The organism is Sphingobacterium athyrii, assembly GCF_003071065.1.
GTDB lineage: Bacteria > Bacteroidota > Bacteroidia > Sphingobacteriales > Sphingobacteriaceae > Sphingobacterium > Sphingobacterium athyrii.
Genome location: NZ_QCXX01000004.1, coordinates 464,697 through 478,647, shown reverse-complemented (window position 1 = coordinate 478,647; position 13,951 = coordinate 464,697). Strand labels below are relative to the sequence as shown.

12 protein-coding genes are annotated in these 13,951 nt (G+C 41.3%); all 12 read left to right on the top strand.

The window, feature by feature from the left end; translation table 11 throughout:
- Positions 1-17: 17 nt before the first annotated feature.
- The 12 genes from atpC to DCO56_RS16570 all read left to right on the top strand — a co-directional run bounded on the left by atpC (position 18) and on the right by DCO56_RS16570 (position 13,944).
- Positions 18-266, top strand: a complete 249-nt coding sequence (gene atpC / locus DCO56_RS16625) for an ATP synthase F1 subunit epsilon (protein ID WP_028071934.1) — start codon at positions 18-20, stop codon at positions 264-266.
- Between the two features lie 394 nt (positions 267-660).
- Complete coding sequence (locus tag DCO56_RS16620) at positions 661-1,551, top strand: branched-chain amino acid transaminase (protein WP_108635119.1); 891 nt, start codon at positions 661-663, stop codon at positions 1,549-1,551.
- Positions 1,535-3,235, top strand: a complete 1,701-nt coding sequence (ilvD, locus tag DCO56_RS16615) for a dihydroxy-acid dehydratase (protein ID WP_108634877.1) — start codon at positions 1,535-1,537, stop codon at positions 3,233-3,235. The genes DCO56_RS16620 and ilvD overlap by 17 nt, the downstream gene beginning before the upstream one ends.
- A 130-nt stretch (positions 3,236-3,365) precedes the next feature.
- Positions 3,366-5,108 carry a biosynthetic-type acetolactate synthase large subunit gene (gene ilvB / locus DCO56_RS16610; protein WP_108634876.1) on the top strand — a complete coding sequence of 581 codons (1,743 nt, stop codon included), beginning with the start codon at positions 3,366-3,368 and terminating at the stop codon, positions 5,106-5,108.
- A gap of 9 nt (positions 5,109-5,117) precedes the next feature.
- Positions 5,118-5,708 carry an acetolactate synthase small subunit gene (ilvN, locus tag DCO56_RS16605; RefSeq protein WP_108634875.1) on the top strand — a complete coding sequence of 197 codons (591 nt, stop codon included), beginning with the start codon at positions 5,118-5,120 and terminating at the stop codon, positions 5,706-5,708.
- A gap of 4 nt (positions 5,709-5,712) precedes the next feature.
- Positions 5,713-6,174 carry a DinB family protein gene (locus DCO56_RS16600; RefSeq protein ID WP_108634874.1) on the top strand — a complete coding sequence of 154 codons (462 nt, stop codon included), beginning with the start codon at positions 5,713-5,715 and terminating at the stop codon, positions 6,172-6,174.
- Positions 6,175-6,290: 116 nt separating this feature from the next.
- Positions 6,291-7,772, top strand: coding sequence for a ketol-acid reductoisomerase (gene ilvC, locus DCO56_RS16595; protein WP_108634873.1), 1,482 nt, complete (start codon positions 6,291-6,293; stop codon positions 7,770-7,772).
- A 177-nt stretch (positions 7,773-7,949) separates the two neighbouring features.
- Complete coding sequence (gene leuC, locus DCO56_RS16590; protein ID WP_108634872.1) at positions 7,950-9,347, top strand: 3-isopropylmalate dehydratase large subunit; 1,398 nt, start codon at positions 7,950-7,952, stop codon at positions 9,345-9,347.
- A gap of 41 nt (positions 9,348-9,388) precedes the next feature.
- Positions 9,389-9,979: a 3-isopropylmalate dehydratase small subunit gene (leuD, locus tag DCO56_RS16585; RefSeq protein ID WP_108634871.1), complete on the top strand. Its 591-nt coding sequence runs from the start codon at positions 9,389-9,391 to the stop codon at positions 9,977-9,979.
- Positions 9,973-11,451: an ATP-binding cassette domain-containing protein gene (locus DCO56_RS16580; RefSeq protein WP_108634870.1), complete on the top strand. Its 1,479-nt coding sequence runs from the start codon at positions 9,973-9,975 to the stop codon at positions 11,449-11,451. Before leuD ends, DCO56_RS16580 begins: the two co-directional genes overlap by 7 nt.
- A gap of 138 nt (positions 11,452-11,589) precedes the next feature.
- Positions 11,590-12,663 (top strand): 3-isopropylmalate dehydrogenase, encoded by a 1,074-nt coding sequence (gene leuB, locus DCO56_RS16575; protein ID WP_108634869.1) that lies wholly within the window; start codon positions 11,590-11,592, stop codon positions 12,661-12,663.
- Positions 12,664-12,780: 117 nt separating this feature from the next.
- Positions 12,781-13,944: a 2-isopropylmalate synthase gene (locus tag DCO56_RS16570; protein WP_104383780.1), complete on the top strand. Its 1,164-nt coding sequence runs from the start codon at positions 12,781-12,783 to the stop codon at positions 13,942-13,944.
- Positions 13,945-13,951: the final 7 nt, after the last annotated feature.

The following is a 13,951-nucleotide window of genomic DNA, read 5'->3' as shown; positions in this document are numbered from 1 at the left end:
GATTATATCTAAGAATAATGAAATTAACAATTATCACTCCCGACAAATTAGTATACGAAGGCGAAGTAACATCTGTTACGGTCCCTGGCTCTGCGGGCTCTTTTCAAATTTTGAAAGACCACGCGGCAATTGTTTCTACTTTGGAAGATGGAAAAGTAATTATTCAACAAGGTAAAGGTGGACAAGAAGTGTTCATTAAAGGTGGTGTTGTGGAAGCAAAAGACAATGTCATTACCGTGCTTGCTGAAGGAATTATCGGAGATTAAATCAATTGGTTTTAAAATATTGAAGAGCTTCCGATAGAAATATCGGAAGCTTTTTTTTTAAAGTTTTTTTGACAATTTCTTCATTTTAGGAAGAAATTTGCCCTTTGTAACAAAAAATAATTTTTTGACCAGGTAGACCAATTTTAAATACGGTATACGACTAACAAAATTAAAAACCGATCAATAGCTTAAAATGCAGTTTAAAATTTTTAAAAATATAAAATTTTAAAATTTTATTCTAAATAGAAAATTAGCACTTTACCTATTGCCAATTATTGTAATTCCTGCTACCTTGAGGAAATGAAAATCGAAGGTTTTTACAGCGGCCTGAGATAGCATGATTTACCAGCAAAAACCAAAAAGGGAAATTATTTATATAGGTAAATTTTGGGTTATGAAATACTACGACAAGAACACATTGATTTATTTGGATGGAGCCTTTGTAAAAGCCTCCGAGGCTGCATTGAATCCCTTTGCACAATCGCTTCACTATGGCTACGCTGTATTCGATGGTTTACGCGCGTACAACACCCACAATGGTCCGCGCATCTTTAAAGCGGACAAACATTTTGACCGATTGAAGAAATCCTGCGAAGCGGTGAATATCCCTTATCGATGGAGTAACAGGGAGCTAATTGATAAATGTTATGAGCTTTTGGCTATCAACAACTTACGGGAGGCCTACATCCGTCCATTGGTACTCACCGGCTCGAATATGCACCTGACTTCTTCCACGGAGGCTAATCTGATGATTGCCGCCTGGGAATGGGGACCTTATCTTGGTCAAAATCTGTTACGTGTATGCATCTCTGATATTAAAAGACCTAATCCAAAATCTTTTAAAACGGACTCGAAAATATCAGGTCAATATGTAAACTCTATTCTAGCGACGACAGAAGCCATCAACAGGGGTTTTGATGAGGCACTTATGCTTGATCATGAAGGCTTCGTTGCCCAAGCTTCCAGCGAGAATATTTTTATTGAGAAAGATTTCAAAATTTATACACCGCCAGCGAAAAACATTTTTCCCGGCATTACACGGCAGACCGTTAAAAACATCTGTAAAAAACTGAATTTCGAAGTCGTTGAAAAACAATTGACAGTAGAAGATATCTATACAGCTGATAGTGCATTCTTATGCGGTACAGCTGCTGAAATTATCGGAATCAAACAAGTCGACGATGTCATCTATCAAGAAGAGTGGGAACACAGCATAGGTGCGTCGATCCAAAGAAGATATAAAAATTTAGTATTAGAGAACGAAAATTATGAAGTCATCATCTAACGGCGAAAATGCAATGAACAAATACAGCCGTACATTTACACAAGACGAAACGCAACCTGCTGCTAAAGCAATGCTTTACGGTATCGGCCTGACAGATGCCGATATGGACAAGGCGCAGGTCGGTATTGCCAGCATGGGATACGATGGTAATACGTGTAATATGCACCTCAATGATTTGGCACAGATCGTCAAAAAAGGTGTTTGGAACAATGACTTAGTGGGTCTGACCTTTGGTACCATTGGTGTCAGTGACGGCATGAGCAACGGTACGGATGGTATGCGTTACTCCTTGGTAAGTCGTGATGTAATCGCTGACAGCATTGAAACGATCTGTGGCGGTCAATATTACGATGGTCTAATCTCTATTCCCGGATGTGATAAAAATATGCCCGGCGCCATCATGGCGATGGCACGTTTGGATCGCCCCTCGCTCATGGTCTATGGCGGTACAATTGCACCCGGACATTACAAAGGAGAGGAACTCAATATCGTTTCTGCTTTTGAAGCCTTAGGACAACGTATCTGCGGCAATCTCTCCGATGAAGATTACGAAGGTATTATCAAACATACCTGCCCTGGCGCCGGTGCTTGTGGCGGCATGTATACAGCAAATACGATGGCTTCAGCAATTGAAGCGTTGGGAATGAGCTTACCGTACTCTTCCTCTAATCCGGCAATCTCAGCTGAAAAGAAAAATGAATGTCTAGAAGCTGGTAAACATATCCGTACCCTACTTGAAAAAGATATCAAACCTTCCGATATCATGACGCGCAAAGCATTCGAAAATGCATTACGTACCATCGTGATCTTAGGAGGTAGTACCAATGCCGTGCTTCACTTTATTGCGATCGGTAAGGCTGTAGGCGTTGATATCTCACAAGATGACTTCCAGCGCATGAGTGACGAAACACCTGTATTGGCAGACTTTAAACCTTCTGGCAAATACTTGATGCAAGATCTTCAACAATATGGTGGAACTCCCGCTGTGATGAAATACCTTTTGGACGAAGGTTTATTACATGGTGATTGTATCACCGTAACTGGAAAAACTGTTGCTGAAAACTTAGCGGATGTCAAATCCATTATGGAATATGACCAGCCTATTATCAAACCATTGAGCAACCCAATCAAAGCAACAGGACACTTACAGATCCTTTACGGAAATCTGGCTGAAAAAGGTTCCGTAGCAAAGATATCAGGCAAAGAAGGCGAAAAATTCACAGGTCCCGCACGTGTATTCGATGGCGAACATGACTTAGTAGCAGGAATTGCCTCAGGCAGAATTAAGCCCGGAGATGTTGTGGTTATTAAAAATGAAGGCCCAGTAGGTGCTCCAGGTATGCCGGAAATGCTCAAACCGACCTCATTAATTATCGGTGCCGGCTTAGGTAAATCAGTGGCACTCATTACAGATGGGCGTTTCTCTGGCGGTACACACGGTTTCGTTGTAGGCCACATTACACCTGAATCTTACAAAGGCGGGTTAATTGGCTTAGTGCATGATGACGATATCATCGAGATTGATGCTGTCAACAATACGATCAATGTGAACCTTTCCGATGAGGAGATTGCACAACGTCGTGCAGCATGGGTACAACCGGCTTTGAAAGTCAGTAAAGGCGTGTTATATAAATATGCTAAGACCGTAGCCGACGCTTCAGAAGGTTGTGTAACTGATCTGTAGAAATCAAAAAAAATGGAGACACTTGGTGCTGGAGATTTAAACAAACAAAGTCTTCGATCTAATCTCTCCAGATCTAATATCTAAAGACTAAAAAAGACTGAATAATCAACAAAACTAAAAAATCAACGTAATGAGTACACTGGAAATAACAGAAAATAAGGCTGCTGCCAAGCAGGAAACTCCGACACAAATTTCGGGATCGAAAGCTGTTATGGAGGCCTTATTGAGCGAAGGAGTTGATACCGTATTTGGCTATCCGGGTGGCGCGATCATGCCCATTTATGATGCCCTTTATGATTATACGGATCGTTTGAAACATATCTTGGTGCGCCATGAGCAAGGAGGAATCCATGCGGCCCAAGGTTATGCAAGAACTTCCGGTCGTACAGGTGTCGTCTTCGCGACGAGTGGTCCCGGAGCAACAAACCTGGTTACCGGACTGGCAGATGCCATGATCGACAGTAACCCGATCGTCTGTATTACAGGCCAGGTATTTGCTTCACTATTGGGAACGGATGCATTTCAGGAAACGGATGTCATCAATATCACCGCACCGGTCACCAAGTGGAACTATCAAGTCACTGACGCTACTGAAATTCCAGCCGCACTCGCTAAAGCATTTTATATTGCCAGCACCGGTCGTCCGGGCCCCGTATTGATCGATATCACCAAGAATGCACAAATTCAACTGTTCGATTACTTCGGTTACGAAAAATGCAATCATGTGCGTAGTTATAGACCTGCTCCGCAGGTTCGTAAGGAGTATATCGAACAAGCTGCTGAGTTGATCAATAATGCAAAAAAACCATTTGTACTTTTTGGCCAGGGGATTATCCTAGGAAAGGCAGAAGAAGAGTTCAAAGCTTTTATCGAAAAAACAGGCATTCCTTCCGCCGCTACTGTCATGGGATTGAGCGCGCTTCCTACAGACCACAAACTTCATGTCGGTATGTTGGGGATGCACGGTAACTATGCACCAAACGTCATGACCAACGAATGTGATGTTTTAATTGCTATCGGTATGCGTTTCGATGACCGCGTCACTGGCCGATTGGACAAATATGCCAAGCAGGCAAAAGTGATCCATCTGGATATCGACCCGGCCGAGATTGATAAAAATGTACAAACAACCGTTCCCGTGTGGGGAGACTGCAAAGAATCTCTTCCAATGTTGACTGAACTGGTTAAAGCCGTGGATCATTCCGCTTGGTTGGCCCAATTCCGTGAACTCGAAAAAGAGGAAATCAAAGAAGTCATCACAGATGAATTGCATCCAAAAACGGATATCATGACCATGGGCGAGGTGATCAATGTGTTGAATGAATTAACCGGTGGAGATGCAATCATAACCACAGACGTTGGTCAACATCAGATGGTCACATGTCGCTATGCAAAATTTAACAAGAGCAAATCAAACGTAACATCAGGCGGATTGGGAACCATGGGCTTTGGCCTTCCTGCAGCGATTGGTGCCTGGTATGGCGCCCCTGAGAAAACTGTCGTAGCCATCATCGGTGACGGTGGTATCCAAATGACCATTCAGGAACTGGGAACTATCATGCAATTTGGCGCGAAGGTGAAAATCATGATCTTGAACAACGAGTTCTTGGGTATGGTACGTCAATGGCAGCAACTGTTCCATGACAAACGCTATTCATTTGTGAATATCACCAGTCCTGACTTTGTTGCAGTTGCCAAAGGTTATTATATCGATGGACAGAAAATTTCGGAACGGAAAGATCTCCGCAATGCCCTTCAGACCATGCTTGACCACGATGGTGCTTATCTATTGGAAGTTATGGTAGGAAAGGAAAACAATGTATTCCCGATGGTTGCACAAGGAACATCCGTATCGGAGATTCGATTAAAGTAAAAAGTCAAAATGGAAAAACAAGAATATACCATTACCCTATACACAGAGAATTCTATCGGCCTTATCGGAAGGATCTCAACGATTTTTTCAAGAAGAAAAATCAATATCGAAAGTTTAAACACATCGCCTTCTGAAGTAGAAGGTATACATCGTTTCACCATTGTCATTACAGAAGCGGAAGATGTGTTGCGCAAGCTTTGTCGTCAGTTGGAAAAGCAGATAGATATCCTTAAAGCCTACTATAATACCAATGACGAAGTGATCTGGCAAGAACAGGCCTTATATAAAGTACCTGCAGACGTTGTCAATGAAAAAGTATATGTTGAGCGTTTACTACGTCAATATGGAGCCAATGTGGTTGTGATCCGCAACGATTACATCGTGTTCGAAACCGCAGGTCACCGTGAAGAAATTGATAAGCTCACCGAGGAATTGACAAAATACGGGTTAATTGAATTTGTACGTGGCGCCCGTATTGCCATCATTAAAGATAGTGCTGGCTTCCACTCCAAATTGGTGCAGTTTGAAGCACAGGAACCGTCGATAGAAATCGTTGAAAATGAATATCTCGACAAACGGGATGATGTATTTACCATGTAATCAGATGCAAGAAACATTTAAATTTATCTTACAGGCCCGCCAAAAATTCATTGAATTAGTGGATAGCCTTTCCATAGAACAACTCAACAAAATCCCTGCTGGATTTAACAACAATATTATCTGGAATTTTGGACATATCGTTGTAAGTACACAGACTTTGGTCTATGTTCGTACCGGTATCAAAGCGGATACCGCTTGGGTAAAATACAATGAAGATTATAGAAAAGATACTAAGCCCACACGTTTTGTTGAGCAGGCTGAGATTGATGAACTAAAGGCAATCGCTATCCAAAGCATTGAACAGATCGCCAAAGACTATGAAAATGGCCTTTTTGGATCGATTACCTCGTTTTCAACAGCAACCTATGGTTATCCAATGGATACGGTCGAAGATGTTATCGCTTTGACCTCAGGACATGATAATGTTCATTATGGTTATGCTTTGGCACAACGCAGATGTTTATAAATTAAAAAAATAGAAATTAAAAAATAAAAAGAGAAGAAAGAAAGCTGGTAAGCCATAAGCTAGAAAAACCAAAATCTCAATTCTCATATCTCATTACTCAATACTAAATCAAAACAATGGCAAATTATTTCAACACCTTACCGCTTAGAGAGCAGTTAGAACAATTAAGTCACGCTGAATTCATGGACAACACCGAATTTACGGATGGAGTAAATGCTTTAAAAGGTAAAAAAATCGTAATCGTAGGATGCGGTGCACAAGGCTTGAACCAAGGTTTAAACTTAAGAGATAGCGGACTGGACGTTTCTTATGCTTTACGTAAAGAAGCTATTGAACAAAAAAGAGATTCTTGGAAAAATGCTACGGACAACAATTTTAACGTAGGAACTTACGAAGAATTAATCCCAACAGCAGATTTGGTCATTAACTTGACTCCTGATAAACAACATACTTCAGTGATCAACGCGGTCATGCCTTTGATGAAAGAAGGTGCAACATTATCTTATTCACACGGTTTCAACATTGTTGAAGAAGGTATGCAAATCCGTAAAGATATCACCGTTATCATGGTTGCTCCAAAATGTCCGGGTTCTGAAGTTCGCGCAGAATACCTTCGTGGTTTCGGTGTCCCTACTTTGATCGCTGTTCACCCAGAGAATGATCCACAAGGAAAAGGTTGGGCTGAAGCAAAAGCATACTGTGTAGGAACAGGTGGCCACAAAGCCGGTGTATTGAAATCTTCATTTGTAGCCGAGGTAAAATCAGATTTAATGGGTGAGCAAACAATCCTTTGTGGTTTGTTACAAACAGGTTCGATCTTGTCTTTCGACAAAATGATCGAAAAAGGAATTGAGGCCGGTTATGCATCCAAATTAGTACAATACGGAGTAGAAGTGATCACTGAAGCGTTAAAACATGGTGGTGTAAGCGGTATGATGGATCGTTTGAGCAACCCTGCAAAAGTGAAAGCTTTTGAGATCTCCGAAGAATTAAAAGATATCATGCGTCCATTGTTCCAAAAACACCAAGACGATATCATGTCCGGTCACTTTAGCAAGACCATGATGGAAGATTGGGCAAACGGTGATGCCAACTTATTGAAATGGAGAGCTGAAACAGGTGAGACTGCATTTGAGAAAACACCTGCTGGCGATGTTAAAATCAACGAGCAAGAGTATTTCGATAACTATACGCTAATGGTTGCTTTCATCCGCGCAGGCGTTGAATTGGCTTTCGAAACAATGGTTGAAGCAGGTATCAAACCGGAATCAGCTTACTACGAATCATTGCACGAAACCCCATTGATTGCCAACACAATCGCCCGTAAGAAATTGTTCGAAATGAACCGTGTTATTTCTGATACAGCGGAATATGGTTGTTACCTATTTGATCAGGCTTGTAAACCTTTATTGGCTGATTTCATGAAAACTGTTGATACCGACCTAGTAGGTAAAAACTTCAACGAAGGTAAAGATGCTGCTGTTGATAACGCACAGTTGGTTGTCATCAATGAAATTTTGCGTGACCATCCTGTGGAAATCGTTGGACGTAAATTGCGTAAGGCGATGACTGCAATGAAAGCAATCAAAACCGTTTAAATATTTATACGAATTATTTGTTTTTTTAAAGCATAGCATGTCTGGGTGAATTCAATCTACAGATATGCGCTAAAATCATGAATATTTCGTAATTTAGTCTATTGAAATCAGGGTGATATTGAGACATTTACAATATCACCCTGATTAAAATAAAAATAACATAAGAGAGATTAAAAAATGTCAAAAACATTAGTAGAAAAGATTTGGGATGCTCACGTCGTCAAGCGTGAAGAAGGGTTTCCGGATATTATATATATCGATACCCACTTGATTCATGAAGTTACTTCACCGCAAGCTTTTGATGGCCTACGCAAAAGAGGAATCCCAGTTTTTCGTCCAAAGCAAACGGTAGCAACTGCCGACCATAACGTACCGACACTCAACCAACATTTGCCGATCAAAGAAGAGCTATCGCGATATCAAGTTGATATGCTAACCAAAAATTGTGCTGAATTTGGCATTGAATTATATGGTTTGGGACATCCTTACCAAGGAATCGTACACGTGATTGGTCCTGAGTTGGGTATCACACTACCGGGTAAAACAATGGTCTGTGGGGATAGCCATACATCAACGCATGGAGCCTTTGGAGCTATTGCTTTTGGTATCGGAACCTCTCAGGTTGAACAGGTCTTTGCGACACAATGTTTATTGCAGTCCAAGCCTAAAACCATGAAAATTGAAGTCAATGGTACTTTACAAAAGGGGGTTGGCGCAAAAGATATTATCCTCTATATTATCGCCAAGATTTCTGCCGCAGGTGGTACAGGATATTTTATCGAATATGCTGGTTCAGCCATCCGCTCTTTGAGCATGGAAGCGCGTATGACCATCTGTAATATGAGTATCGAAATGGGGGCACGCGGAGGGCTTATTGCACCGGATCAAATCACATTTGATTATGTAGAAGGCCGCGAATTCGCACCAAAAGGAGAAGAATGGGACCAAGCCTTAGCGTATTGGAAAACATTATATTCCGATGAAGATGCCATTTTTGATAAAGTATTGTCATTTGACGCAGCTGACATCGCTCCTATGATTACCTATGGTACAAACCCGGGCATGGGTATGGGTATCGCCGAGCATATCCCGGCAACTAATGCACAACCGGAATCAGAAAGACCATCCTATCAAAAAGCACTGGACTACATGGGCTTTAAAGATGATTCCACGGTCTTAGGTAACCGTGTGGATTACGTTTTCATCGGAAGCTGTACCAACTCCCGTATCGAAGATTTACGTGAGGTCGCCTCATTCGTTAAAGGAAAACAAAAGGCACAGGACGTCGAAGTATGGATTGTTCCCGGATCAAAACAGGTAGAAAAACAAGCCAAAGAAGAAGGCTTGGATAAAATATTTGAAGCCGCGGGATTCCAATTACGCGAACCGGGATGTTCCGCATGTTTAGGCATGAACGAAGACAAAATTCCTGCGGGTAAATATTGCGTTTCAACTTCAAATAGAAACTTCGAAGGACGTCAGGGGCCTAATGCACGCACCATGCTGGTATCTCCACTGACAGCAGCAGCAGCAGCAGTAACGGGTAAAGTAACAGATGTAAGGGAGTTAATATAACTAACTCCATTTTTTTAATTCTGACTTACTAAATTTTTATCATGAAAAAATTTGAAACTTTAACTTCACAGGTAGTTCCACTACCGATCGAAAATATTGATACCGATCAGATCATACCAGCGCGTTTTCTAAAAGCGACCACACGTGAAGGATTTGGCAATAATTTATTCCGCGACTGGCGCTTTGATAGCGATAATCAGCCAAAAGCAGATTTCGTATTGAACAATCCAATCTATTCAGGGAAAATATTGGTTGCCGGCAAAAACTTCGGCTGCGGTTCCAGTCGTGAACACGCAGCCTGGGCAATCCAGGACTATGGTTTTGATGTCGTTATCAGTTCGTTTTTTGCGGATATATTTAAAGGTAATGCGCTTAATAATGGCGTACTGCCTATTCAGGTTCCCGAAGAATTTTTAGAGAAAATCTTCGAATTGGTCCACCAAAACCCAAATACCCAAATTATCGTTGATCTCGAAAAACAAACGGTTATGTTAACCGAGACCGGTGATCAATTTGAATTTGAAATCAATCCATACAAAAAATCATGCTTGATCAATGGATACGATGACATCGATTTTATCCTTAATCAAAAAGATTTAATTGAATCATTTGAAACAACCAAAAAATGGTAGACCCAGTCGTCCATATTGCCAATTTAACGATTCAGCACGGTAAAGATTCCGTACTGCAAGATTTAAATTGGCAAATTTTTCCTGGAGAACAGTGGATCTTAGGTGGTCCCAGTGGCACAGGAAAAACAACGCTTGCAAAAGCAATTGCAGGGCAATTAAAATATGAGGGCACCATATCCTTTCATCTGGATAACAATAGTTCCCTTCCTCCAGTTGTGCATTACGTATCCAATTGGTTTCAGTTTACCAATCTTGAAGGTGATCGCAACTTCTATTACCAACAACGTTATAACAAGTTTGCAAAAAACGATACCTTAACGGTTTTTGCTGAATTGAAACATTTTGCGAAGGAAGAACAGCTGGCCTTCGAAGATGTGGCACCTTACCTTACCATATTTGGATTTGAAAATTTCAAAGACCAACAATTGATCGAACTTTCCAGCGGCGAGCATAAACGCTTACAATTGGTCAAAGCACTTTGGCTTCAGCCGCAGGTCTTGGTTATCGACCAGCCTTATACCGGACTTGATGTACAATCCCGAAAAGACCTGAACCAGATCTTCGATCAGCTTGCGGACAAGGGCGTATCCCTCCTACTGATCAGCAATGATGACGAACAACCGGATTGTATTAATCGTTTTGCCGAAATCCAGAATGGAAAAATTGTTCTCCGTCAACATAGCGGTGAAATTTCACGGGGCATACCACGGAAACGCAAGGAATTACCCTATTTCTTACTGCAGTCACCCAAAATCTCCGACCCAACGATGGTCAAGATGCGGCAGATCAACATTTCATACGGTGAAAAGCAGGTCTTGAAAAACATTGATTGGGAAGTAAAAGCAGGAGAAAAATGGCTGCTGCAAGGACATAATGGATCGGGAAAATCGACTTTATTAAGTCTGATCAACGGTGATCACCCCCAAGCTTACGCAAATGACATCCATCTTTTTGGTAAAAAGAGAGGATCAGGAGAAAGTATATGGGAAATCAAAGCGCACCTGGGGATTATTTCTCCCGAATTACATTGGTACTACGATATGAATGCCAATGTAGGCCAGACCATTGCTTCGGGATTCTTCGATTCAATGAGCCTGTATCAAAAATTGGGCTATGAACAACAGCAGAAGCTTGATCAGGTACTCCATTTTTTTGACCTCAAAGACGTGAAACATAAAACATTAGGATCTTTACCTTTAGGCCAACAGCGATTGGCATTGCTGGCGCGCACCATTGTAAAACATCCTGAATTGCTTATATTAGATGAACCTTGCCAAGGATTGGATAAGGAACAATCACAATATTTTAATGATGTGATTGATGACCTGAGCAAGAATGGGCAGACCCTTATTTATGTCGGTCATTTCCAATCCCAATTACCGACCTGTATAGACAACAGGATGGTACTGGAAAAGGGTGAAATTAAGTCCGTAGAACGAGTTATCCACAAAAAAGAGACTTTATCAACATAAAAATTGTGGAAAACGACAATTGACAATAGATATTTAGACGAAAGATAACAGATATTAGACAATGGACATGAGCGGATGGATATTCAAATTTTATAAAAATAGCATCTCAAGACTCATATCTCAATACGAATAAAAACAATGAAAAAAAATATTTTAATCATACCTGGAGACGGCATCGGCCAAGAAGTAACCACATGGGGTAAAAAAGTTTTAGAAAAGATCGGTGAAAATTATGGTCATGAATTCAGTTTTGATGAAGCAATCATGGGCCATACGGCTATTGAAGCTACCGGCAATCCGCTTCCTGACGAGACGTTAGCAAAAGCCAAAGCATCAGATGCCATCCTTTTTGGCGCGATCGGACATATCAAGTACGATAATGATCCTTCAGCCAAGGTTAGACCAGAACAGGGTTTGTTGAAAATCCGGAAAGAATTGGGGTTATATGCCAATCTGCGTCCTATCCTTTTATTTGATGAACTATTGGATGCATCAAGTTTAAAACCTGAAATTCTCCAAGGAACAGATATTCTTTTTTTCCGTGAGTTGACGGGTGATGTGTATTTCGGTGAGAAAAACCGTAATGAGGACAATACCTTCGCTTCGGATTTGATGAACTATCACCGTTATGAAGTAGAGCGTATCGCACGTAAAGCTTATGATGCCGCCCGTACGCGTAACAAAAGATTATGCTCGGTCGATAAAGCTAATGTATTGGAAACTTCCCGCTTATGGAGAGAGGTGGTACAAGAAATTGCAAAAGAATATCCAGATGTTGAAACTGAACACATGTTTATTGACAATGCAGCAATGCAATTGGTCAAGAATCCAAAGAAATTTGACGTGGTATTAACAGCGAATCTTTTTGGTGATATTTTGACTGATGAAGCATCTCAGATTGCGGGTTCAATGGGTATGTTGGCCTCAGCTTCTGTTGGTGATGGCACAGGTTTCTTCGAGCCTATCCATGGCTCGGCACATGATATTGCTGGCCAGAATAAAGCGAATCCACTTGCTTCAATTTTATCCGCTGCTTTAATGCTCGACATCAGCTTCGGTCTACAGGAAGAAGCAAAAGCAGTTACTAATGCGGTTGCCCAAACGCTCAAAGCAGGCTGGAGAACCGGTGATATTGCGAATGCCAATACAGAAGCTTCTAAAGTCTTGGGTACCCAGGAAATGGGCGAGAAAGTATTGGAGTTTATTAAATAGTAATGAGATATACGTATGGAGTAATGAGATTTTGGTGCAACAAACCAAAAAAGGTCGATGCACTCACACTCTTTGCCCCATACTTCTTTAGTTATAAATCTTTTGAATTAAGAAATTATGTTACACGATCCTAATCATCTTTACATCTTCGACACCACATTGCGTGATGGCGAACAGGTACCGGGATGCCAATTAACTACTCCAGAGAAAATTGAGATCGCAAAGGACTTAGAAAAACTGGGTGTTGATATTATCGAAGCCGGTTTTCCTGTTTCCAGTCCCGGAGATTTCCAATCTGTCGTAGAGTTGTCCAAGGCGGTGAATGATGTTATTATATGTGCATTGACCCGTGCCAATCAAAACGATATCGACGTAGCTGCGGAAGCATTGAAATATGCCAAACGTCCACGTATTCATACCGGAATTGGTTCTTCGGACATGCACATCAAATATAAATTCAACAGTACAAGAGAAGAAATTTTAGAACGTGCCGTTGCAGCTGTAAAACATGCTAAATCTTATGTGGAAGATGTCGAGTTTTACGCTGAAGATGCCGGTCGTGCTGACTTGGAGTTTTTGGCTAAAATGATTGAATCAGTTATTGCTGCCGGTGCAACAGTTGTCAATATTCCCGATACCAACGGGTACTGTTTACCGGACCAATATGGTTCAAAAATCAAGTATCTTAAGGAAAATGTACGTAATATCGATCAAGCCATTATTTCTGCACACTGTCACAATGATCTGGGGCTTGCTACGGCCAACTCCATCGCCGCGATACAAAACGGTGCCCGTCAGGTAGAATGTACCATCAATGGTATCGGCGAACGTGCCGGTAATACGTCATTGGAAGAAGTTGCGATGATTCTTAAAGTGCATAACCAAGCTTTCGGAAGCCTAACTTCGAATATCGATAGCCGTATGTTTACCTATCTATCCCGTAAAGTGAGCGATATGATGAACATGCCCGTGCAACCCAATAAAGCGATTGTTGGCCGGAATGCCTTTGCCCATAGTTCAGGCATCCATCAAGATGGCTTCTTAAAGCACCGCGAAAATTACGAAATCATCAGACCTGAAGATGTAGGCCTTGATGAAGCAGATATCATCTTGACGGCCCGTTCAGGAAGACATGCACTTAAACACCATTTGGAGCGCCTTGGTTTCCATCTTGAAAAAGATGATCTAGCAGATTGCTATCAACGCTTTTTGGTGTTGGCCGACGCAAAGAAAAATATTTGTGATGATGACTTAAAAAGCCTCATCCAAGAAAAGATATAGAAAATGG